The sequence below is a fragment of the Paractinoplanes toevensis genome, from assembly GCF_018332695.1.
In the GTDB taxonomy this organism is placed as follows: Bacteria; Actinomycetota; Actinomycetes; order Mycobacteriales; family Micromonosporaceae; genus Actinoplanes; species Actinoplanes toevensis.
This window is the reverse complement of the sequence record NZ_BOQN01000022.1, coordinates 55,799-78,672: the sequence shown is the minus strand read 5'-3', so window position 1 is coordinate 78,672 and position 22,874 is coordinate 55,799. Positions and strand designations below refer to the sequence as shown.

Below are 22,874 nucleotides of genomic sequence, written 5' to 3'. Positions count from 1 at the left end.
TCACGGGCTGGCGCAGACCGGGGCCGGGGTCGTCGGGGAACCGGTGGCCAGGAAACCGAAGACGACCGAGCCGGCGGGCGGCACCGACCCGTTGTAGGCCGCGCTGTCTACGGTCACGGCCGAGCCGCTGGTGGTCAGGTTGCCGTTCCACAGCTGCGAGATGGTCTGACCGCTGCCGAGGGTCCATCGGACGGTCCATCCGGTGATCGCGGTGCCGCCCGCGGTCACGACGACCTCGCCCTGGAAGCCGCCCGGCCAGGCGTTGACCGTCCGGTAGGTCGCGGTGCACGCGGCGACCGGAACCGGCGGGCCGGGCGACGACGGCGATGGCGACGAAGGCGACGGCGACGTGGTTCCGGGCGGGACGTACGGGCATTTGCTGCGGTACAGGGAGATCCCGCTGGGGTCGGCGAGCGACGGGCACAGCAGCGACGTGTACCGGGTGTCGCTGTCCAGGAAGATCTTGAGCCAGGGGATCAGGACCTTCATCTCGGTGTTGTTCGCGCGGGTGAAGAACAGGTGGTCGGCGCCGGCGATCTGCACGAAGTCGCTGGGCGTGGCGGCGGGCACGGTGGCGTACAGGTTGTCGAGGTACGACGGCGTGACCGTCGGATCGGTCTGCCCGCCGATGACCATCATCGGCACCCGATCGGTGGCCAGGCTCAGGCTGCCCGGTGTGCCCGGCGCGAGTCCGACCGCGGCCCGCAACGACGGCCGTCGCTCGGCGGCGATGATCGTCCCGGCGCCACCCGCCGAATGGCCCATCACCGCGAGCCGTGCCGGATCGACCCGATCGCGTACCGGGCTCTGCCCCACCAGATAGTCGAGGGCGGCCAGCAGCTGGGTGGCGCGAGCGTCGGCCCCGTCCGTCCGGGTGATGGTCTCGACGCCGATGACCACGAATCCGAAGGACGCCAGCCACGGCCCCATCCACGCTTCCTCGTCGGCGAACCGCGCGGAGTAGCCGGGCACGATCGCCACCGCGCCCCAGGTGCCCTGGCTGGTGTCGGTGGGGTAGTAGACGTATCCGCCGCCGAACCCGTTTCCGGCCGGCACGGTCAGTTGCGCGGTCGCGAACGTGCCGCGGGTCGCCGCCACGCTCGCCACGGTGGGGTCCGGGCCGCGTTGATACGGGTTGTCAGCCGCGGACGCGGCCCGCGGCGCGAGGGCCGCGGCCGCGGCGACCAGCGCGGTGACCGTCAGGACGGCGGCTGCCCGACCGGCCCGGGTCGGCATCACCGGGTGCTCGTCTCGGAGCGGAACAGCCGGGGCGCGAAGTCGATCAGATTTTTCTGCCAGACATCCCAGCCGTGCGGGCCCTCGGTGACGCCGGCGAACTCGTACCGCACGCCGATCCGGTCGAACGCCGCCATGGTCGCCATCGCGAAGGGCTGCACGAAGTCGGTCACGTTGCCCACGTACACCCGGATCAGCTTGGTGCCATTGTTGATGGCCTCGGCGTCGTAACCGGTGGGATCGACCCCGCCGCCGGGTGAGCCGATCGCCGCCGAGAACGTGCCGATGTAGGCGAACTCGCCGGGGTGGTCCTTGAGTACGGCGTACGTCTGGAATCCGCCCATCGACAGTCCGGCGAGCGCCTGCCGGGCCGGATCATGGGCGATGTGGAAGCGGGCGCGGGCAGCCGGAACGATGTTTTCCCGCAGTTCCCGGGTGAAGTCGGGGACGTTGCCGTTGCCCATCACCACCACCATCGGGACGAGCCGGCCGTCGCGGTACTCGTTGTCGAGGATCTGCTTGGCGCGGCCCATCTCGACCCAGTCGGTGTAGTTCTGGCCGCCGCCGTGCTGCAGGTAGAGCACCGGATAGGGCGCCCGGCGGTGCGGGTCGTAGCCGGGCGGCGTCCACACGTGCGCCGATCGCCGCTCCCCGGCGACGGTGCTGTCGTAGGTGAGCGTCTCGACCGTGCCGCCCTGGCCGTACGGTACGTCGGCGAGCAGACGGGACCGCTCGCCGGGTACCAGGAAGGTGCTCCAGGTCGGCTCGGAGGTGATGCTCGCCGGGTTCGCGGTGTCCTTCTGCGAGACGCGGTCGACGATGAACTTGTAGTAGTAGAACCAGGGCTTGATCGGCCCCACGGTTACTCGCCACCGGTCGCCGGCCCGGATCATCGGGACGTTGACCCAACTGCCGCCGGGCGCCCAGTTGCCCCAGAGGGTGACGTGCTCGGCCGCGGCGAACGCGGTTCCGGTCTCGACCGTGACGAAGGTGTCGCCGTTGGCGAGCCTGGTGAGCCATGGTGTCGGGGTCGTGCCGGGCGCCGGCGGCGTGAACTCGTGCCGCAGGGGCAGATGACCCGCGCTCGGGCCGTGGCCGGGGACGGCGCGGAAGAGCCGGGGCACGAAGTCGGCCAGGTCTTCCTGCCACGCCGTCCAGTTGTGGCCGCCATCGGGGTTGACCCCGTCGAACTGGTACCGGATGCCGGCCTGCTTCATGCGTCGCAGCAGCCGGTAGGTGGGGTCGTAGGCCGGGTCGGTGACGTTGCCGGTGTACAGGCGCAGCAGCCTGGTGCGGGCGTTGACGGCCCGCGGGTCCGCACGAAGGGCGCCGTCGGGATAGGTGCCGGCGAACGACCCGATGTAGGCGAACTCGCCCGGCCGGGTCAACGCGACCCGCACGGCCTCGGCACCGGCCGACGACACCCCGGCGAGCGCCTGGTGGGCGGGATCGCGGGCGACGTGGTAGCCGGCGTCGACGGCGCGGGCCAGATCCCTCAGGTCGCCTCCCATCGCGACCACCATCGGCTCCATCCGGCCCTGCAGGTAGAGGTTGTCCAGGATCTGCCGGGCGCGCCCGAGCTCGGCCCAGTCGGCATAGCCCCCGCCCTCGCCGGGCCGCAGATACAGCACCGGGTAGGGCCGGGCGCGGTGCGCGTCGTACCCGGGCGGGGTCCACACGTTGGCCGAGCCGCCGGGGTAGGTGAGGGTCGCCATCGTCCCGCCCTGACCCGCGGGCACGTCGGCGAGCAGTCGTGCGGAGTCGCCCGGGATGAACACGGTCCGCCAGGTCGGATCCGAGGTGACCGTCGCGGTGTTCGTGGGATCACCGACGATCTTGGTGTCGTCGCCGCGTAGCCGGTAGCGGTAGAGCCCGGACGGCAATGGGCCGATCACCGACGCCCAGGCGTCGCCGGAACGCACCAGGCCCAGCTCCGAAACCGTGGACGACGGACCGAAGTTGGCCTCGACGACCACCGACGACACGGTGCCCATGGTGCTCTGGATGTCGGCGGCCGGGATCCGGAACGACGCGAACCCGTCCGCGACCGTGAGCCACGGCGCGGCGGCCGCGGCCGGCTGCACGCCCGTCACGGCGACGGTGCCGCCCAGGGCGGCGGTGACGATCACCGCGGCGAACCGCCGGCGATGAGCGGAAGACGGCATGGGACTCCTCCTCGATTCGACGGAACCGGGCCGGGAACCTCCACCATTACATAGATCTTGTTGAATGTATTGACCGGATCGGCGACCGAAAAACAGTTATCTGCCGACTCCCGTGGAGGTCGGTGCGAGCCGATTTCTCCACCGTGCCAAATAATTGATGATCGTCACTTGATTGGTCGGAAATATTCTGGCAACCTCTTCGATATTCGTTTGTGAACGTTCCCATTCATCCGGGAGCGGCCACTCCCGAAGGCGCTACGAGCTGCGGATATCCATCCTGTTCCCGTTCACATGCGGTCTCGCATCCGTCGTAGTGGTGCCAATGCCGAGGACGAAGGAGACTCGCACGTGCGCGGACGAAGAAGATGGCTGGCAGCCGCGGTTTTCGGCGCCCTGATCGCGGCAACCGGTATCGCCCTGCCGCCCGGTGTCGCCGCTGCGGAGTCGAACGGCGGGGTCCGGGTCATGCCGCTGGGCGACTCGATCACCGAGGGCACGCAGGTCCCCGGCGGCTACCGGATCGGGTTGTGGCAGCGGCTCGCGGCCGGCGGATACCGGATCGACCTGGTCGGCAGCCAGTTCAACGGCCCGTCGTCGCTCGGCGACCACGACCATGAAGGCCACCCCGGGTGGCGGATCGACCAGATCGACGCCAACATCAGCGGATGGCTGGGCCGTTTCACGCCCCGCACCGTGCTTCTGCACATCGGCACGAACGACATCCTGCAGAACTACAACGTCTCCGGCGCGCCGGGCCGGCTGTCCACCCTGATCGACCACATCACCGCCGCGGCACCCACCGCCGACGTGTTCGTGGCCACCATCATTCCGCTGGCCAACGCCGGCCAGGAGTCGGCCGCGCGCACCTTCAACGCCACGATCCCGGCAATGGTGCAGAGCAAGGCCACCGCCGGCAAAAAGGTGCACCTGGTCGACATGCACAGCGCGCTGACCACGAGCGACCTGATCGACGGCATCCACCCGACCGCCGGCGGATACGACAAGATGGCCGCCACCTGGTACAGCGCACTGCGGGCGGTCTCCGGCAGCATCGGCGACCCCGGCACCGGCAGCGGTGGGCAGGCCCTGGTCGGCACCGCGTCCGGGCGCTGCCTCGACGTGCCGAACGGCAGCGCCACCAACGGGGTTCAGCCGATCATCTGGGACTGCAGCGGCGCCGCCAACCAGCTCTGGACGTACGACGGACAGACCCTGCGGGCAGTGGGCAAGTGCCTGGATTCCCCGACCGGTGCCACGGCCGGTGCCAAGGCCCAACTCTGGGACTGCACCGGCGCCGCGAACCAGCAATGGTCGCTGCGGTCCGACGGCACGATCAGCAACACGCAATCCGGTCTTTGCCTGGACGTCTCCGGCCGAGCCACCGCCAACGGCACGCCGGTGATTCTCTGGACCTGCACCGCGGCCGCCAACCAGCTCTGGACGAGGCGATGACCATGAAACTTCTGAGGACCGTGTTCGCCGCGGCACTGCTCCTGGTGTCCGCAGGCCTGACCGTCGCCGGCGGGTCGCCCGCGCAGGCGCTCGACAACGGGGTCGGCCGTACGCCGCCGATGGGCTGGAACAGCTGGAACACCTTCGGCTGCAACATCAACGAGACCCTGATCCGGCAGATGGCCGACGCCATCGTCAGCACCGGCATGCGGGACGCCGGCTACCAGTACGTCGTGGTCGACGACTGCTGGTTCAACCCCAATCGCGACTCGGCCGGCAACCTGCAGGGTGACCCCACGCGCTTCCCGAGCGGCATGAAGGCCCTCGGTGACTATCTGCACGGCAAAGGGCTGAAGTTCGGGCTCTACGAGGCACCGCTCGACAAGACGTGCGGGCAGTACTTCAACTCGTACCCCGGCGCCACCGGCAGCCTGGGCCACGAGTCCCAGGACGCCCGCCAGTTCGCCGCCTGGGGGGTCGACTACCTGAAGTACGACTGGTGCTCGCCCAGCGGCAGCATCAACGACCAGGTCGCCACGTTCGCCAAGATGCGCGACGCGCTCGCGGCCACCGGCCGGCCGATCCTTTACAGCATCAACTCCAACAGTGTCCACGCGAAGACCGGCCCGCAGCGGGACTGGGGCGACGTCGCCAACATCTGGCGCACCACCGAGGACATTCAGCTCGCCTGGGACACCGGGCAGACCAACGGCTACCCGATGGGCATCAAGAACATCGTCGACGTGAACGTGCCGCTGGCCGGCTATGCCCGCCCGGGTGCCTTCCCCGACCCCGACATGATGGAGGTCGGCCGGGGAACGCTGAGCGACACCGAGATGCGGTCGCACTTCGCTCTGTGGGCGATCATGGCGTCCCCGCTGATCGCCGGCAACGACATCCGCAATATGAACGCGGCCACGCAGACGATCCTGAAGAACTCCCGGTTGATCGCGATCAACCAGGACACCCTCGGCATCCAGGCCCGCTCGATCGTCGCCGACAGCAACCAGCGGGTGCTGGCCAAGCGGCTGTCCAACGACGACGTCGCGGTGGCCCTGTTCAACCAGTCGGGCAGCACCCGGACCATCTCGACCACGGCCGCCGCGATCGGCAAGAGCGGGTCGTCGTTCACCCTGGTCGACGCGTGGACCGGGGCGACCACGACGACGAGCGGGACGATCAGCGCGAGCGTGCCCTCGCACGGCACGGTCGTTTACCGGGTCAGCGGCGGCACCACCGGCAACCCGCCCACCCCGACGTCGAACCGGCTGGTCAGCGCGTCGTCCGGGCGCTGTCTCGACGTGCCGAACAGCAACACCAGCAACGGCACCCAGCCCGTCATCTGGGACTGCGGCACCGCCGGCAACCAGCAATGGACCTCGTCCGGCTCGGCTCTGCAGTCGCTGGGTAAATGCCTCGACGCGCCGGTCGGCGCCATCGCCGGGGCCAAGGTTCAGCTCTGGGACTGCAACGGCGGCACCAACCAGCAGTGGACGTTCGACGCCGACGGCACCATCCGGGGCAACCAGTCCGGCCTCTGCCTGGACGTCGACCACAACCTGACCGCCAACGGCACGGCCGTCCTGCTGTGGACATGCACCGCCGCCACGAACCAGCGATGGTCGCGGAGCTGACGAATCCGCGACCCGGCGAAGCCGGCCGCCGCAGTGGTTCCGCCCGCCCAAGGCCTCGGCCGACGGGGGGCGGACGCTCCGCAGCCACGTGCGGGGCCACTTCCAGACCGCGTGGGCCCAGGCGGGACGGCTGACTGGCGTAGGCCGCGGTGCGAACGACAGGGGCGGTAAGTCATACCGAACCGGGCGACCGAGCATTCCCCGGCTGGGGACGATCAAAAGGTAACGGGGGCGTAGGTGAAGATGTGGCTGTGAACTCCTCGCCGTGGGCTCGCGACCCCGACCCCGACCCCGAACCCGGCTCGGCCACCACCGCGAGCCCGCCCGCGGAGGCTGCCGGCTCGTCGGGCGTATTGGGGTCCGCACCTGATCATCGCTACCTCCTCGACAACGCGCAGGCCGAGGCAGGCGAGCGGTTCGTCGCGCTGTCCGCGCTGTTCGACGGCGTGACCCGGGGGCACTTCGGCCGTCTGGGGGTGGGGCCGGGATGGCGCTGCTGGGAGGTAGGGGCCGGAGGTCGCAGCATCCCCGAGGCGCTCGCCGCGGCCGTCGGACCCACCGGGTACGTCCTGGCTACGGACATCAATCCAACGTGGCTGGACCCGCATGGGACCTATGAGGTACGCCGGCACGACATCGTCGCGGATCCGCCGCCGGGGCCGTTTGACCTGGTGCACGCCCGGCTCGTCCTCGTCCATGTGCCCGACCGCGTTCGAGCACTGGCGACGATGGTGGCGGCGCTGCGACCCGGCGGCTGGCTACTGGTGGAGGACGCCGACACCGAGCTGCAGCCGTTGGTCTGCCTCGACGAAAGCGGCCCGGCGCAGCGGCGAGCCAACCGGCTGCGGCGCGCGTTCCGCGAGTTGATGACACGCCGCGGCGCCGACATGCGCTACGGCCGTACGCTGCCCAGGACGTTGCGAGAGGCCGGCCTGGTCGACGTCGCGGCGGCGGGCAGCTTCCCGGTCGGCGGGGCAGTCTTGAACCGTCTGGAGATCGCGACGATGCGGCAGGTCCGCGCCGAGCTGGTCGCCGCCCGGTTGGCCGATGACGCCGAGATCGACGCGCACGTCGCGGCCGTCGGCGCCGGCGAGCTCGATCTCACCCTCGCACCGCTGATCTCGGCGTGGGGACGTCGCCCCGACTAAGATCAGCTTGGCGCTAGTCGAGACTGGTAGTGCTTCGGTAGGTCGACGGCGGCACCTCTACAACTCAGCGTGGGTCGTAGCGTGCTGCCGTGAGTTCGAATCCCGCCCCACGCTCGGCGCGCGTGCGGGTGTCCGGTGATCTGTACCATCCGGTGATCCCGCCGGGGGCAGTCTGTGTGGGGCGGCAGGGCTTCGGGCTGCGGCGATCGCCGTGGGCCAACCTCTATAGCGCCCGCGTGTACGGCCGGACGGAGGCGTTGCGCCTCTACCGTCAGTGGCTGCACGAGCAGCCCGAGTTGATCGAGCTGGCCCGCAAGAAATTGCCCGGCGTGCATTGGCGTGCTGGTGCCCGCCGACTGTCGACTGCCATGCCGACGGGCTGCTGGAGGTTATCGGCTGAGTCGAAGCCGGTGCTGGCTGGTGGGCCGCATCCGACGATGGCGGATGCGGGACCTGCCCGGTCGGATGGATCGCTGAGAGAGCGACGCTGAGGCAAGCGAGTTGGCAAATGTGCAGGTCAGGTACGATGACGGCATCGCCCGCCGGGCATCCGCGTCGCCGGGGAACTGGACTACACCCGGCTGGAACCGTTGCAGCAGGCGCTGGGCGAAGCGTTGCGCCTCGACACCGACATTCACGTAAACCTGAGCAAACTCCGGTTCCTCCACATCACCGCGGCGACCACCGTCGCCAAAGCGGCACTCAGTCTGCCCGCCAATCGGCACATGATCATCACCTGCACGGGGACGGTAGCCGAAACGCTGCGGCTCGTCGGCGCGGATGAGGCGGACCAACTACGGGTACAGACGACCCGATGACTTCAGAGCGAGGCGCGGAGGAAACCCGGTCGCCGCACAGCGGCGTACCGGCGCAGCCCCCATATGAAGTCACCCTGGCCCAGGATTTCGACCGGCAGGGCCTGTACGCGTTACGCGCCGCGGTGGCTGCCCATGCCGCCCAGCTCGGGTTGCCCGACGGGCGCCTCAACGCGATTACGCTGATCGCCACCGGACTGGCCACCAACGCCATCCGGCACGGCGGCGGAACCGGCCGGCTGCAAATGTGGCGCAGCGACGGGGCAGTGCACCTGCAGGTCACCGATGACGGTCCCGGCATGGCCCAGCCGGATGATGCCGGCCTGCGCCCGGTGCCGCTGTCCACACCGGGTGGGCGTGGGCTGTGGATAGTGCGCCAGATCTCGGACCACGTCGACATTACTGCCGACCATGGAACAACCGTCACCGTCGCCCTGAAGACAAGTCCAGAGCGTGAAGAAACCGCCCAAGCCCCGAAACGGGATGGGTGACTTGACGCCGGCCGTGGATCTTCCTGGCCGAACTCGGAACGGTCTCGCGGACCCTGGCCGCGGTCCAGGCTCTCGCTTCGGCCGTATGTGCCACGCCTGCTGAGGCGCGTCCCCCTGGATGCCGGGACACCCACTGCTGACTTGCGGTTCGGCGGTGCTCACCGTGGCGTCGGCACACTGGCCGCGCGCCACGACTTCGTCACGTTCCCCTGCCCGCGGCCGACGGCCCCGACAGCGTGCGGCGGATTGCCGTGCTCAGCGGTGGCGGACCTCCTCCGGGCCACCTACGCGGGATCGTCGTGGTGTCCCCACCCGTATCGCAGCCACGCTGCGAGCACTCCGCCAAGGCCTCTACACCCCGCGGGCACTCATCGCCGACCGGGCATGAAAGACAGGTCCGGCGATGACGACAGCCATCCGGATATTCTGCCGCTGTCCAATGGCGGATCGAGGCCCAGTCCAGTCGCGAGTAGCCGGCTGCGGCGGTCGCTACCTGGCCTGGGGGTGAGGTTCCCGGGCCACCCGGTAGTGGTCAGACGCGGAAGGCGGCGACCAGGCTGCTGAGTTCGGTGGACATGCGGGCGAGTTCGGTGGTGGCCTGCTGGGTTTCGGTGACGCCCTGGCTGGTCATCCGGGCGGCTTCGGCGACGCCGGTGATGTTCTGCGCGATCTCCCCGGCACCGCCGGCTGCTTCGCTGACGCTGCGGTTCATCTCCGCGGTGGTGGCGGTCTGTTCCTCCACGGCTGAGGCGATGGTGGTCTGGAACTCGCTGATCCGCTCGATCACCGTGGAGATCTCGTCGATCGCGGTGACCGCGCCGCTGGTGTCGGCCTGGATGGCTTGGACACGGCGGGAGATGTCCTCGGTGGCTCGGGCGGTCTCCTGGGCCAGATCCTTGACCTCGGAGGCGACCACGGCGAAGCCTTTACCCATTTCCCCGGCGCGAGCCGCTTCGATGGTGGCGTTCAGGGCGAGGAGGTTGGTCTGCTCGGCGATCGCGGTGATGACTTTGATGACGTTGCCGATCTCGGCGGAGGATTCGCCGAGTTTGTTCATGGTGGCTGAGGTGTTGGCGGTGATGGTGACGGCTTCGGAGGCGACCCGGGCGGCTTCGGCGGCGTTCTGGGAGATCTCCCGGATCGACGCCCCCATCTCCTCGCTACCGGAGGACACCGTTTCGACGCTGCGGGAAACCTCTTCCGCGGCAGCGGAGACCGCGAGGGCCTGCGCCGAGGTTTGCTCCGCCGAGGCGGCGATGTTCGCCGCGGTGCTGCTCATCTGCTCGGATGCGCCGGCCAGTGAGGTAGCGGATCCCTCGATGGTGGTGATCGTCTGGCGTAGCCGCCCGAGAGCAGTGTCCAGGGCACGGGCCATCCGGCCGGGTTCGTCGCGGGTGTCGAGGCCGGTGTGGCGGGTCAGGTCGCCGTCGGCGAGTCCGTCGCACACGTAGGTGACTTTGGTCAGCGACTGCACGATCTTACGGGCAACGATGACACCGATCGCCAGCGCGAGAACGAGGCCGACGGTCAGGGTGATGATCGAGGTGGTCCGGCTGGACTCATAACCTGACTTCGCGGCGGCGGCGTTCTTCGCGGCGTCCGCGGTCTCCAGGCCGTCCATGGTGGCCAGGGCTTCGAACAACTTCTTCAGGATGGGCAGCGCCTCGCTGTCGCGGATCTTCGCCCACTCGACCAGGGCACTGCGGTTCCCGGCCGGGATCAGCTTGTTGGTGGCGATGTCGGCGTAGGTGTCCCAGTCGGTCTGCATCTGGTCGATCAGGGCGGCGTCCGACGCCGGGTTGCTGGCCCGGTAGGCGGCCATCGCCGTCGTGTACGCCTGCAGGTCGGCCGTGAAGGAGTCGGCGAACTTCGTCCTCGATGCCTCATCGACCGACAACGCCTGGTTCGCAGTGTCCACTCGGACCTGCAATATGACGGCCTTCAGCTGCCCGACTGCTTTGATGCTCGCGACGTTGCTACGGGAAATCAGCTGAGCCGCGTTGCTGGCGTCACGTAATGACAGCAGTCCCAGAATCCCCACGATCAACGCGACCAGGGCAGCGGTTCCGACCGCGGCGAGGACTTTCACGCTGACGCTCAGATCAGCGAAGGACGGTCGCCGAGGCCCGGTGCCAGTCCCGATCCCTGTGCCTGTGCGTGTGTCTGCAGAGAGGGTCATGGTGGCCATACAGTCCTTCTTTCGAACGAAAAGTTCGTTCTGCCCGGCGGGCATCCGCTTACTGCCCTGACTATGCGAGCGCGCCGTAGAAGATGACGGAGCTAACCCCAGCTTGGGAAACAGTTCACTGCGGGGGACGGATCGGGCCTTCGGTATCCGGATAGCCGAGCTGGCAGCCACACCCGCGGGGAAGGAGACCACCCCTCCTGGTACCGATTAGAGTGAGGGTGAGGTGATGGCATTTGCCCCGGAATGATAGTGATGGAGGGGACCGGGCGGTCACACTGCGCAGCGCCGACCTGGATGAGACGCGGTTGGTGCTCGCCCGGCACTTCTACTCCAATTTCATCGACATGCTGGAACCGTCCAGGAGCCTTGACACCGAGCTCCGGGTCACCCAGATCGGCCCGGTCACCATCGGTGACATGCGCTTCGGCACGGACCTCAAACTGAGGCTGTCCGAGCTGGGCGCGTACCACGTCGACGTGCTCCTGTCCGGCCGGCTCGATTGGCAGCAGGGCCGGGACGAACCCCGGGTGGCCACCGCCACCAGCGCAGCGGTGTTCCAGCCGGCCGGCGACACGGTTCTGCACCGGTTGACCGGTGACTGCCGATTATTAGCTGTCAAGATCGACCGCGAAGCCCTCGAGACGCAGCTGGCCCGCATGCTCGACACCCCCGTCGGCTCCCCGATTCCGCTCGGCCGCCGGCTGGACCTGTCCCAGGGGCCGGGCCGCACCTGGACCAACATGGTCCGGGTGTTCGCCGCGGACGCTCTCGACGAGAACCGCGGCCTGGCGCAGAACCCGCTGCTCGCCGAGCCCGTTCAGGAGATGCTTCTGCGCGGCCTGCTGCTGGCCAGCGACCACCCTTATCGAGACCGGTTGACCACGACCGGCGGGCCCTACCCGGCACCCCGCGCGATACGACAGGCGATCGACGTCCTGCACAGCCAGCCCGAGCAGCCGATCACCATCGCCAAACTCGCCGACATCACCCGCGTCAGCGAACGGTCACTGCAGGCCGGCTTCCAGCGATACGTCGGCATTTCGCCGACCGCGTACCTGCGTCAAGTCCGCCTTGACCGCGCCCACGAGGAGCTTCGGCAGGCGGACCCCGACCAGGTGACGGTGGTAGACGTCGCACACCGCTGGGGATTCCGTCATCTCGGGCGTTTCGCGGGCGCCTACCGTGCGCGGTTCGGCGTGTCACCGTCCCAAACACTCAACGCCGCCACCGGCCCACGAGTCATCCCAGAACGTACCGCGACGACAACCATGACCTGAACTCGCCGGCCCGTCCACCAACGGCGACGGGGCTTCAGCGTGACAGCCACCGCGAGGCCGAGGTCCAGACCGCTACCGGGGGAGCCGCGGGCTGGAGCGCTTGTTGCGGATGTGCCGAAGGCGGCACGCCCAGACGGACGGGCACTCAATCGTCCGGTCGTTCGAGCCGGGCGAGGGCTGGCGGTGCCGCTTCGTTCCCAAGGCCAACGTCTGAAATCCAGTCGAGCGCCGAGCACGATGCCGGCCGATACCGCGACAGCGACGTCCGAATCGAGGGACGGTGGCTGCCGCGGACCTCTGGCTGTTCTTCGCCGGTGTCTGCCGGGTGGCGTATCCGGTCAGTAGTAGGGCCAGGACGCCGACCAGGACCAGGAGGGCCAGGACGGCCGCTGCCATTTTCCATCGGCCACCTCGGCGCGGGGGTGGGGCTTTCTCGGAGATCCGACCGGGGGGTGCCGGGCGGGAGACGCCTCGAAGGGCCGGCGACTGCGGTCGTGCGTGCCCGGTCGGCGTGGCTGCGGCTTTCTCCGAGCCAGCGCTCGCGACCAGGACACCACCGGCGGCGATGGCCGGCCGAACACCTGTCGCCGCTACCGCTGCCGCGCCTAGTGCCACCGCGTATTTCGGGTGGGCGTCGGTCAGGACCGGGCGGCCTGACTCCTCGGTGATCATCTGCCCGATCAGCGGGATGCGGGACGAGCCGCCGACCAGCAGGATCGCAGAGAGTTCGTCCACCTCTACCCGGGCCGTGTGCACCGCGCGGACCAGGGCGCCGATCGTCGACTCGATCGGGGCACGGATCATGGACTCCAGGGTGTGGCGGGAGAGCTGGGCGAAGAACTGACGGTTGAACAGCCGGACGGGAATGCTCGTCTCGGTGTCGACCGACAGCGTTTCCTTGGCCCGGACGCACTCCTGCCGCAACCTTGCCAGGGCCGCCACCGACTCGGGTTCGAACAGGTCGAGCTCGGCCAGCGCTCCGCCGTGCCGGTGGTTGATCCACTGGATGATCGCTTCGTCGAAGTCGGTTCCGCCCAGGCGTTCGATCCCCTCCGGCTCGCCCACCACCTCGACCACGCCGTTGCGCTTGTGCAGCACGGTGGCGTCGAAGGTGCCGCCGCCCAGGTCGTACACCGCGAAGGTGCCGCCGTCGGCCAGGGGGTGGTTCGCACCGTAGTAGGTGGCGGCGGCCTCCGGTTCGGTCAGCACCACGTAGTCGCGCAGGCCGGCCAGCCGTGGGATCTCCTCGAAGAGCTCCCGCCGGTACGGGCCCCAGCCGGCCGGGTGGGTCAGCGCGACCCGGTCCGGTGGCCCGCCCTCCTCCCTGGTGACGGTGTCGAGCACGTCGCGCAACTGCTCGGCCATCAGCTCGGTCACCTGGTGCGCGACCCCGCCGAGGACCACCGGGGTCGGATCACCCAGTCGCCGCTTGAACCAGCGCTCGACCCGGCTGGGATCGCTCAGCGCGCGCCGCTCGGCGGCCTCGCCGAAGATCAGCTTCGAGTCGTGGTCCAGGCACACGACCGCTGGAGCGACCGCCGCTCGGTTACTCAGCGCGCACATCTCCACGTGGCCGCCGCGCGCGATCGCGGCCGCCACGAAGGTGGTACCCAGATCGACGCCGAGGTCGTAGCCCACAGCCTTCCTCCCCAAGGAACCTTCCCACTGGTAGGGCTGGCCCCACTGACGACAACGGCCTACCACCGGAGAATGACGTCATGACGCTCGACACGTACAACGCCGCTCACTCCGCCCGGCGCCGGGCGGACGAGCACTGGAGTCGGCGCCGTGATCTCGAGCGTCAGCTGCACGACGGCCCGGCCCTGCGGATCGCGGCCCTGGCGCTGCGCCTCGGTCTGCTCGCCCAGAAAGCGCGCTGTGACGTCGGCGGTCTGCCGCACGACATCGAAGAACTGCAGAACCAGCTGCACCTCATCCAGCAGGAACTGCGCGCGGTCGCCGATCGGATCTATCCGCCGCTGCTGCATGAAGCCGGTCTCGGACCGGCCCTGCGCGAGCTGGCGAGCAACGCCTCGCTACGGGTCGACGCCGACGGCGGCCGCTTCGACCCGGCGGTGGAGGGAGTGGCCTATTTCGCCGTTCTCGCGGTTCTCGCCGCGCTGCAGCCCGCCACTCGAACGGTGGACGTCGTCATCCGCCGGGACGCCGACGGGTTGGCGCTGGACGTCGGCAATGTCGATACTGGCCAGATCGGCGCCGTCCGCGACCGAGTCCAATGGGTAGGCGGTGTGGCCGAGGTCCGCGGCGGCCTGATCGGAACAATCAAAGTGAGGATTCCGTGCGAGTAGCGCTGGCGGACGACGGGGCGTTGTTCCGCAATGGCCTGGTGTTGCTGCTCGAGGCGGCCGGGCATGAGGTCGTCGGCTGCACCGCGGACGGAGACACCCTGGTCGAGCTGCTGACGACCGAGCCGGCCGACGTGGCCATTCTCGACATCAAGATGCCGCCCGAACCCGACGGTGGCCTGTCCACAGCCGAGCGGCTGCGGGCCGATCACCCGGAACTGGGCCTGCTGTTTCTCTCACACTATGCCGAGACCCACTATCTGCTGCGCGTGCTGCACATCGGCACCGAGGCGATCGGGTACCGCTTGAAGGAGAAGGTGGGCAGCGTCGAAGTTCTCAGCGACACCCTCACCCGCATTCGCGACGGCGAGATCGTCATCGAGCCGGTGCTGGCTCAGCGGCTGGTCGAACGGCCGAGCAGCAGCCGGCGCGACATGCTGGCTACCCTGTCGGAACGCGAGATGGACGTGCTGCGACTGATGTCCGAGGGCCGCTCCAACGCGGGCATCGCCAATCTGCTGTTCGTGGCGGCCAAGAGCATCGAGAAACACATCTCCAGCATCTTCCTGAAGCTCGGGCTGCCGTCGGACGCCGCCGAGCAACACCGACGCGTGCTGGCCGTATTGACTTTCCTGAGGTCAGCACAGGAAATTGGCTGATCCGGTCACCAGGCTCGTGCGGACGATTCTGCCGGCCGGCGTGACGTTTCTTCTGCTGGTGGCCACCGCCGCGGTGGCCGGCTGGGCCGGGGCGAGCCGCCCGGTCGCTCTCGTGTTGCCGTTCGCGGTGATCGCCGGCGCGACCGTTCTGCTCACCCGGCTGCGTAAAGCCGTCGTCACGGCTGCGGAGCGGATCACCCGGCGCCGCGTGGTCACCCCGTATTCGGCGTTGGCGGAGGCGGTTCGTCATCTGCGGTCACCGTCGCTGCGCGAGGCCCTGCCCGGGTTGGCCAAGGCTCTTGCCGACGGCACCGGGGCCCAGCGGTCTACCATCTGGCTGGCCGACGGCGATCGGCCGGCCGTCATCGCTTCGTATCCCATCGGTCGGTCCGGCCGCCCGGAGAGCACGGCGAGTCTGCCGGCGCTGCTGTCCCGCCCGGGGATCGCACACGCCGTACCGCTGCTGGACGCGGGCGAACTGCGTGCTGTGCTGGCGATCGAGAAGCCCGAGTCACCGGTCACGGCGCAGGACCGAATGCTGCTGAACGACATCGCCCACGGCACCGCACTGCTGCTGCGGAGGGCCACTCTCAACAATGAACTGACCGAACACGTACGCCGGGCCGACCGGCTGGTGCGGGAGTTGCATGATTTCCGGCGCCGGCTCGGCCGGGCGCGCGAGGTGGAGCGGCGCCGGCTGCTGACCCAGTTGTCTCGCGCCACCTCCGGACGTCTGGACGCCCTGCGCACGCACCTGACCGCGGCCCGGGCCACCCTCGGCGGTCACGGCGCCGGGCCCGCCCTCAGGCTGGCCCGCGCGGAGTTGGACCAGTTGATCGATCGGTTCCGGGTCATCGCCCGCGGCGTCTATCCCACCGTGCTGCGCGGTCAGGGACCGGCCGCGGCACTCGAGGAACTGGTGGCCGACCTGGACCGGCCGGTCCGGCTCACCGGCGATCTCCACGCGCGGGCGGGGTGGGCGGTCGAGTCGGCCGCGTACCAGGTGACAGCGGCCGCTCTGGAGGTGCTCGCCGCGCAGCCGGCCGCCGGGGAGATCCGGGTGCGGGTGACCCACGGCAACACCCGGGTGCGGATCCTCATCGAGGACCCGTCGCCGCCGGTGACCGCGGAACAGATGCGCGCCGCCCTGGTCGACGACGTCGAAAGGCTTACGGCTTTGGGCGGTGCGGTCGAGTGTGCCGACGGGAAACGAGGCGGGCTGCGCCTGTATGCCTGGCTGCCCGATCGGCCGGACACGGCGAGGGAGTCGCTGCCGTGACTTCGCGTGTTCTCCGTGTCGCGTACGGAAGCATGGGCTTGATCTGTGGGTTGCTGGCGTTCGGCCGTCTCCTGATCGAGATTTTCCTGCTCGCCTCGGGTCACGACCATCCCGGCGCCGGGACCATGACGAAGCTCGGCTGCGGGCTGCTCACACTCGTCCTCGGCGCCGCGATCCTGATCTCCGGGCACCGGGATCGCTCGATGCGGCCGTTCGCTCTCGCCCTGCTGGCCGGCGCCGGATCAGACCTCGGCCCGGTGATCACCGGTGACTTCATTCTCCCGGCGGTTTCCCTGGGCGCCTTCGCCTGCGCGCTGTTGTCCTACCCACCGACCGGTGGACCACGCGGCCCCGGCCGCGACGAGATCGTGGTGACGGTCGGGGCGATCGCCGCGCTCGGTGCGGCCGTCGCAGCGGCGTTCCCGCCGACGCTGAGCCAGGTCGCGCTCTTCGGTGCGGTGCTGCCGGCCCTGGCCCTGGTGTTCCTGCGGCACCGGGGACGTGACGACCTGACGGCGATCGAGCGTGCACGGATCCGCCTGCTCTTCGGCATCCTGGTCAGCGCGGCCGTGATCATGGCGGTGCTGCTGCTGGTCTTCGTCCCCTTCCCGGCCGTACGGGATCCGGCGCCGCTGGTCTGGTTCAGCCATCTCGTACCGGTCACGGTCGCGATCACCGCGAGCCGGCGCGCGTCATTGCAGGCCGTCCAACGCCGGCTCGGCACGGTCCTGGTCGTTGCTCTGGTCACCGTTCTGATGGGTGGCCTGTTCGTGGTCCTGCACACGGTGGTGTCCGCCCCGGTCGCGGCGGTGCCGGTGGCCGTACTCCTGCGTCCTGTCCATGTTCGCGTCGAGCGTCGTCTGAACCGCCTGCTCTACGGGCGTCGGCCGACGCCCTACAGCGTGCTGGCGCGCATCGGCGCGATGACGCGGACGAGCCCCCTGGACGCCACCGATCTGACCCGCGTGACCGAGGCGGTCGGGCGCGGCCTGGGAGCGCACGTGTGCCGGCTGAGCGTGGTGCGACCCGGGCTGTCCGAACGCACGTACGCCTGGACCCGCCCCGGTGCGAGCGAGGACGAAGCCCTGGTCACCCTGCCCATCACCCGCGGTGGCGAACGGCTTGGCTCGATCACGGTGGACCGCTCGGCCACGATGGGGCCGGATACCTACCGTTCCCGGCTGGTGGCTGACGTGGCCGACAGCCTCGGCACGGTGCTCGAGGCGTACCGCCTGCGGGTCGAACTGGAACGCCAACTGCGGGCCGTCCGGGCGCACTCGGCGGAAATTGCTCGCTCGCGCCAGCGGCTGGTGGCCGAGATGGATGCCGAACGTCGCCGCATCGAACGGGACCTGCACGACGGCGCCCAGCACCACCTGGTCTCGCTGCGACTGGCGATCGGCCTGGCTGAGCACCGGGTCAGCACCGGCACCGAGGCGGCCGAGGCCCACCTCGACCGGCTCACGGCCCGCCTCGACGAGGCGGAGTCCATCCTGATGCGTACGGCGACGGGCGTGACCCCACCCCGGCTCGCACAGTTCGGGCTGGTCGAGGCGCTGGAGGCCGAACTGGGCCTGAGCGTCACTCCCGTCGGTATGCCGGCCGGCCGGCGATTCCCGGCCGCGATCGAGACGGCCGTCTGGTTCTGCTGCCTCGAAGCGGTGAACAATGCCCGCAGGTACGCGCCCGGCGCGCCGATCCGACTCATCCTCAACCGCGGCGACGACCGCCTGGAGTTCGGTGTGCACGACGACGGCCCGGGCTGGGACATGGCCGCGAACACCGACGTCCCGGGCCGAGGTCTGCAGAACATGACGGCTCGGGTCAGGGCCCTGGGCGGCATGGTCGAGGTGCGCTCGGATCCAGCCGCCGGCACGCGAGTCGACGGCTGGGTGCCGGTCACCCGGTGCGCGCGGTAGTCAGCCGGCCCAACTGAACCGCTGAGCACGCTGCCGCAGCTCATGCACGGAGGCGAGGTCCAACTCGATCTCGGCCAAGGCCTCCTGCAGCCGTTCGCTCTCGCCGGCCGCGCGCCGTGCCGCATCGGCCATCCCGGACAGCCGGCGGGACTCGTTCGTCACCACCTCGTTCAGGCCGGCATGCATTTGCTGCTCGATGGCGCGAACACCGTCGCGCACCCGCTTGCTGACGGCCATCCGGAATGCGTCGATCAGCGACCGCAGCTCACTGGCGCTCTCCACATTGCGCCGGCTGCGTTGCCGTTGCCTCTCCCCGGCCACGGCGGCCCCGCCCATACCCACCGCGCCGGCCGCTGCTCCGATCACGGTCGGCCACAGCGACATCTCGATACCGAGAAGCCGAGGGAGGAAGAGGGCGAGCATGACGCCGCTGTAGGTCGGCATGACAACACCGACCAGCCGGGTAGCCAGGGCCTGTTGATCGGACAGGGCCCGCGGACCGCGGTGGATGTAGGCCACCAGTTCGGCCGGCGGCTCCAGGTCAAGGGAAACCGGCGGCACCGGCTCGCTCAGCCCGATCGAGGAGGCAACCCGCTCACCGATCCCGCGCGCCGCCAGGCGCAACGCGCGATGCACCGCCTCGGTCTCGGCCACCAGGCGCTTTCGCAGCCAGCGATCGAGATCGTCGCCCGTCAGCCCCTGCGTTTCGATCGCCACGGTGCCCTCATCGAGCAGGGCGCGCAGCCAGTTGTGAACGGCGAACTCGATGTCCGAATCGGTCGCCGCCAAGGCATCGCCGAGCACTCGCGGCCACCGGACGGTGCGCTCCTGAAACTCTCGCAGGCGTACCTCGGCGTGCCGTGCCTCGGCGGCCAGCCGGGCCGCGCGGCCGGGGTCGGCCAAGGCGGCCCGGCGGATACGAAGGTCGACCTCCAACGACTGCAGGGCGCCTACCACCGCTTCGGCGATGGGCTCGGCCGGGCGCGCGGCAGCCACCTCGTCCGCGGCCACGCGCATCCGGCGTACGAGATCGTGCCGGGCGTTGGCCTCGGCCCCGCGCAACACCAGGTCGACAACTTCCCGCAGGTCGTCCCGGACCACCAGGTCCTTCGTCACGGTCATCGTGACCTCCATCAGATACGGGTCGGCGGCTCGGTAGCCGCCGGCCGAAGCCGGCGGCTACCCGTGCCCGTCGTCAGTGGCAGACCAGGAACGAGTTGTGGTCGAAACTGATCAAACCGCGACCGCCGTCGTGGCAGTCCTGGAGGCCGCCCTGGATGCCGCCCCAGCGGCCGCCGTCGTCGCAGTCCTGGACGCCGCCCCAGCGACCGCCCTCGTCGCAACCTTGATTGCCCCAGCCGCCGTTGTGGTGCGGCTCGTGTCCGCGCCCCCAGCCGACGAACCGCTCGCGGCCGGGATCGAAGCAGTCGTTGCCGCCGCGGTGGGCGCTGTGCCACATGCTCATGTCATTGTCCTAAATATCGGGGGCGTTCTGACTGGGACGATGCTGCCGGTCCGTCGCCTACGCCAACGACAGAGCAAACCCCCGAAGGCCAGGTGGCCAACCCCTCACGCCGAGGTGGGGTCCTCCCTACCTCGAAAGGGGGAGGGCGGTTGGTGATCTCACCGGCAGAACTTGGCTCCCGTGGCGTACGCCAGACCGAAGCCGGACGCCGACGAGTCCATGAAGATCACCTCGCGTCCCACCGCAGCTGTCGCGAACATCTGCGCGCCCGCGACGTCGGCGATCGACGGCGGGTTGAGGTATGCGTGAGCCCATGCGCGCGCTGATCTTCGACGACTACGGCGGGTGGACCGGCCCCGCCTGGGCCAGCTCCGGATCCGGTACGGGCGGTGGCCTCCGACGGCGCCCGTTTCCTGACCGGCCAGGTGTGTTCGCCGTCGATGGCGGCACCCTGATGCTCCGCTGACCAGCGGCCGGGAGTTCGGTCACCCGACCTCGGGTTCGAGCAGGCGCTGGGTCTCGTTCCAGAGTTCGGTCTGCACGCCTGGGGCGGCGCGCACGCGGCTAGCCTAGTATCGCTGGGCTAGGTCGACCGGGCACCCGCCTTGCCCGGCGATCGGTTCGAGCGGAAGGGCTGCACATGTCGTCAACGGCCTCGTCCCGGCCGCCGACGCTCGACGAGGTCGCCGCGCGCGCGAAGGTGTCCCGTACGGTGGCATCCCGGGTGATCAACAACGGCCCGCACGTCAGCCGCGCCAAGCGGGACGCGGTCCAGAAGGCGATCCGTGAGCTCGGGTATACGCCGAATCGGGCTGCGCGGACGCTGGCGACCCGTCAGACGGGTGTGGTGGTGCTGGCGGTCTCCGGCGATGGACCGGGCGTGTTCGCCGATCCGTTCTTCGGGCAGATCATCGTCGGTGCCTGCACCGCGTTGGAGAAGACCGACCTGCACCTGGTGCTGAGTCTGGCCACTACCGGTCACGGCCAGCAGCGGCTGGAGACCTTCCTGCAGACGCGGGGTGCCGACGGGGTGATGCTGGTAGCACTGCGCGGCGACGATCCGCTGATCGACATCGCGACGCGGTCGGGACTGCCCACCGTTTTCATCGGGCTGCCGATGCGGGAAACGCCGCCCTTCTACGTCGAGGTGGACAACGCGGGCGGGGCGCGTGCGGCCACCGAACATCTGCTGCGCGGTGGTCGCCGCCGCATCGCCATGATTACCGGACCGGACGACACCGCGGTGGGCCGGGAGCGCCGGCGCGGCTATGCCGAGGCGCTGACGCTGGCCGGGCTCGCGCCGTACGCCACCGAGCCCGGCGACTTCATGGAGATCGGCGGCGCCGCCGCGATGCGCGCGTTGCTGAGCTCGCACCCGGACCTGGACGCCGTGATCGCCGCGAACGACAACATGGCGGCCGGGGCCCTGCGAGTGTTACGCGATGCGGGCCGGTCGGTGCCCGGTGACGTGGCGGTGATGGGTTTCGACGACCTGCCCATCGCGATGCACACCGATCCGAAGCTCACCACGATTCGTCAGCCGGTGCAGGCGCTGGGTCGCGAGGCCACGCGCATGCTGATCGAACTGCTCAACGGCGAGCGGCCCGAACCGTTCATCCTGCCCACCAACGTGGTCGTGCGGGACTCGGCCTGACGACACCGGCCGGACCCGCCCGCTCAGAGCGACGCCGCCGGCCGGGAACGGGCGTAGTTCGCGGCGACGCGGGCGAGGTCCGCGCCGCACCCTCTCATGGACCTCGTCCGCACCCACGAGGTGAAGGCGGCCAGCGCGGCCGGCGACGAGTTCGGCGACCACGCCTCTTCCTTGGTCAGGTCGAAGTAGGTGAGCAGCTTGAGGTCGGGGTACGCGCCCGAGCGCAGCGTCGCGGTCATGTCCCTGAACCACTGGGCCTTGTCGCCGCCGTCCTCGCTGGACGCGAACTCGCCGAGCATCACGGGCCGGCGCGGCGCGACGGCGCGCGCCTTGGCGTACGCGGTGGCGAAGGTCGCGTCGAAGCTCGCCCAATGGTCGCCGGCCGGGTCCCACGACGGGCCGAAGCCCCAGTTGTAGCCGTCGATACCGACCCAGTCGACGTATTTGTCGCCGGGATAGGCGACGGCCGGGTCGTTGTAGGCCTCGTCCGGTGAGGACCCGTTGTTGTACGCCCACACCCATTGCACGTTTCGCGCGCCGGCGGCCACGGTGAGGTCGTGGACGTGCCGGTACGCCCGCACGTACAGCGAAGGGTCGGCGTTGTTGTTCGCGATCCCCCACGGATACCAGTTGCCGTTGAACTCGTGTCCCCAGCGGACCAGGATCGGCAGCCGCACGGCGGCGAACTCTCCGGCTCGGGCCCTGATGTAGGCGTCCCACGTGCCGTCGATGATGTCCCGCAGGTGGATCTGACCGGGGTCGTTCGGGCCGAGGGCGGTGTTCCACGGCTCCCAGGTGTAGTGCGGCATGACGCCGTGCCGCCACAGCTCCTTGGCCTCGTGCACCGGGAAGGCCAAGCCACTCGCCCAACTGTCGAACCACATCACGCTCGCGGGGGTGACGTCGTAGAGGTTCTCGACATCGGTGGCGATGGTGGTGGGAGATCCTTCCCGGAACACACCCAGATAGCGAGTCGGATCCGATCGACCGTGTGCGCTCGCGGCGCCGGCATCGGACATCGCTACCGTCGCCGCTGCCGCAGCCGCGCCCAGCAGTGTTCGCCTCCGCATAGACCCTCCAAATAGGGGAGTGAGAGCGCTCTCGCACGTTTGGAAGCGCTTCCGGCCAAAAGGTACTTCCGACGCTCGTCGATGTAAAGACCAGGTTTCGAAAGCCGTCATGAACG

21 protein-coding genes are annotated in these 22,874 nt (G+C 69.5%); 14 read left to right on the top strand and 7 right to left on the bottom strand.

What is annotated here, in order from left to right; genetic code table 11:
* Both Ato02nite_RS09155 and Ato02nite_RS09150 read right to left on the bottom strand, forming a co-directional pair.
* Complete coding sequence (locus Ato02nite_RS09155) at positions 1-1,236, bottom strand: poly(ethylene terephthalate) hydrolase family protein (protein WP_213006038.1); 1,236 nt, start codon at positions 1,234-1,236, stop codon at positions 1-3.
* Positions 1,236-3,401 (bottom strand): alpha/beta hydrolase, encoded by a 2,166-nt coding sequence (locus tag Ato02nite_RS09150; protein WP_213005985.1) that lies wholly within the window; start codon positions 3,399-3,401, stop codon positions 1,236-1,238. The genes Ato02nite_RS09155 and Ato02nite_RS09150 overlap by 1 nt, the downstream gene beginning before the upstream one ends.
* 348 nt (positions 3,402-3,749) lie before the next feature.
* Here Ato02nite_RS09150 and Ato02nite_RS09145 point away from each other — a divergent pair, with 348 nt between their 5' ends.
* From Ato02nite_RS09145 to Ato02nite_RS09120, 6 genes are all read left to right on the top strand, one after another.
* Positions 3,750-4,853, top strand: a complete 1,104-nt coding sequence (locus tag Ato02nite_RS09145) for a ricin-type beta-trefoil lectin domain protein (protein WP_246606389.1) — start codon at positions 3,750-3,752, stop codon at positions 4,851-4,853.
* The gene (locus tag Ato02nite_RS09140; RefSeq protein WP_213005983.1) at positions 4,850-6,487 is read left to right on the top strand and encodes a glycoside hydrolase family 27 protein; all 1,638 of its coding nucleotides are present in this window, start codon (positions 4,850-4,852) and stop codon (positions 6,485-6,487) included. Before Ato02nite_RS09145 ends, Ato02nite_RS09140 begins: the two co-directional genes overlap by 4 nt.
* Positions 6,488-6,732: 245 nt before the next feature.
* On the top strand, positions 6,733-7,635 hold the full coding sequence (locus Ato02nite_RS09135; protein WP_246606387.1) for a methyltransferase domain-containing protein: 903 nt from the start codon (positions 6,733-6,735) through the stop codon (positions 7,633-7,635).
* 89 nt (positions 7,636-7,724) lie between these two features.
* Entirely contained in the window at positions 7,725-8,126 is a 402-nt protein-coding gene (locus Ato02nite_RS53210; protein WP_438873026.1) for a DUF4326 domain-containing protein, read from the top strand.
* A gap of 99 nt (positions 8,127-8,225) precedes the next feature.
* A complete protein-coding gene (locus Ato02nite_RS09125) occupies positions 8,226-8,453 on the top strand; it encodes a hypothetical protein (RefSeq protein WP_213005982.1) in 228 nt (75 codons plus the stop codon).
* On the top strand, positions 8,450-8,941 hold the full coding sequence (locus tag Ato02nite_RS09120; protein WP_213005981.1) for an ATP-binding protein: 492 nt from the start codon (positions 8,450-8,452) through the stop codon (positions 8,939-8,941). The genes Ato02nite_RS09125 and Ato02nite_RS09120 overlap by 4 nt, the downstream gene beginning before the upstream one ends.
* 532 nt (positions 8,942-9,473) lie before the next feature.
* Here Ato02nite_RS09120 and Ato02nite_RS09115 read toward each other — a convergent pair.
* On the bottom strand, positions 9,474-11,120 hold the full coding sequence (locus tag Ato02nite_RS09115; protein ID WP_213006036.1) for a methyl-accepting chemotaxis protein: 1,647 nt from the start codon (positions 11,118-11,120) through the stop codon (positions 9,474-9,476).
* A 242-nt stretch (positions 11,121-11,362) separates the two neighbouring features.
* On the opposite strand from Ato02nite_RS09115, the gene Ato02nite_RS09110 reads away from it, so the two are divergent.
* Positions 11,363-12,406, top strand: a complete 1,044-nt coding sequence (locus Ato02nite_RS09110; protein ID WP_213005980.1) for an AraC family transcriptional regulator — start codon at positions 11,363-11,365, stop codon at positions 12,404-12,406.
* Positions 12,407-12,478: 72 nt separating this feature from the next.
* Here the strand turns inward: Ato02nite_RS09110 and Ato02nite_RS09105 are convergent, their stop codons facing one another.
* Positions 12,479-14,044 (bottom strand): Hsp70 family protein, encoded by a 1,566-nt coding sequence (locus Ato02nite_RS09105; RefSeq protein ID WP_213005979.1) that lies wholly within the window; start codon positions 14,042-14,044, stop codon positions 12,479-12,481.
* Positions 14,045-14,124: 80 nt separating this feature from the next.
* On the opposite strand from Ato02nite_RS09105, the gene Ato02nite_RS09100 reads away from it, so the two are divergent.
* From Ato02nite_RS09100 to Ato02nite_RS09085, 4 genes are read left to right on the top strand one after another with little or no spacing between them, the layout of a single operon-like run.
* Positions 14,125-14,715: a histidine kinase gene (locus tag Ato02nite_RS09100; protein ID WP_213005978.1), complete on the top strand. Its 591-nt coding sequence runs from the start codon at positions 14,125-14,127 to the stop codon at positions 14,713-14,715.
* On the top strand, positions 14,706-15,371 hold the full coding sequence (locus Ato02nite_RS09095; RefSeq protein ID WP_213005977.1) for a response regulator transcription factor: 666 nt from the start codon (positions 14,706-14,708) through the stop codon (positions 15,369-15,371). Before Ato02nite_RS09100 ends, Ato02nite_RS09095 begins: the two co-directional genes overlap by 10 nt.
* Positions 15,372-15,411: 40 nt before the next feature.
* Positions 15,412-16,650 carry a sensor histidine kinase gene (locus tag Ato02nite_RS09090; RefSeq protein ID WP_213005976.1) on the top strand — a complete coding sequence of 413 codons (1,239 nt, stop codon included), beginning with the start codon at positions 15,412-15,414 and terminating at the stop codon, positions 16,648-16,650.
* Positions 16,647-18,569: a sensor histidine kinase gene (locus Ato02nite_RS09085; protein ID WP_213005975.1), complete on the top strand. Its 1,923-nt coding sequence runs from the start codon at positions 16,647-16,649 to the stop codon at positions 18,567-18,569. Before Ato02nite_RS09090 ends, Ato02nite_RS09085 begins: the two co-directional genes overlap by 4 nt.
* Here the strand turns inward: Ato02nite_RS09085 and Ato02nite_RS09080 are convergent, their stop codons facing one another.
* Both Ato02nite_RS09080 and Ato02nite_RS09075 read right to left on the bottom strand, forming a co-directional pair.
* A complete protein-coding gene (locus tag Ato02nite_RS09080) occupies positions 18,570-19,691 on the bottom strand; it encodes a hypothetical protein (protein WP_213005974.1) in 1,122 nt (373 codons plus the stop codon). It abuts the gene before it with no gap.
* Positions 19,692-19,764: 73 nt separating this feature from the next.
* Positions 19,765-20,034: a hypothetical protein gene (locus tag Ato02nite_RS09075; RefSeq protein ID WP_213005973.1), complete on the bottom strand. Its 270-nt coding sequence runs from the start codon at positions 20,032-20,034 to the stop codon at positions 19,765-19,767.
* A 180-nt stretch (positions 20,035-20,214) separates the two neighbouring features.
* Here Ato02nite_RS09075 and Ato02nite_RS52470 point away from each other — a divergent pair, with 180 nt between their 5' ends.
* The 3 genes from Ato02nite_RS52470 (at position 20,215) to Ato02nite_RS09065 (ending at position 21,688) form a co-directional block, all read left to right on the top strand.
* Positions 20,215-20,343 carry a hypothetical protein gene (locus Ato02nite_RS52470; protein ID WP_281419710.1) on the top strand — a complete coding sequence of 43 codons (129 nt, stop codon included), beginning with the start codon at positions 20,215-20,217 and terminating at the stop codon, positions 20,341-20,343.
* Entirely contained in the window at positions 20,336-20,500 is a 165-nt protein-coding gene (locus Ato02nite_RS09070; protein ID WP_213005972.1) for a hypothetical protein, read from the top strand. Before Ato02nite_RS52470 ends, Ato02nite_RS09070 begins: the two co-directional genes overlap by 8 nt.
* Before the next feature lie 174 nt (positions 20,501-20,674).
* On the top strand, positions 20,675-21,688 hold the full coding sequence (locus tag Ato02nite_RS09065) for a LacI family DNA-binding transcriptional regulator (RefSeq protein WP_213005971.1): 1,014 nt from the start codon (positions 20,675-20,677) through the stop codon (positions 21,686-21,688).
* Between the two features lie 23 nt (positions 21,689-21,711).
* On the opposite strand, the gene Ato02nite_RS09060 is transcribed toward Ato02nite_RS09065, so the two are convergent.
* Positions 21,712-22,647: a glycoside hydrolase family 26 protein gene (locus tag Ato02nite_RS09060; RefSeq protein WP_213005970.1), complete on the bottom strand. Its 936-nt coding sequence runs from the start codon at positions 22,645-22,647 to the stop codon at positions 21,712-21,714.
* Positions 22,648-22,874 lie beyond the last annotated feature (227 nt).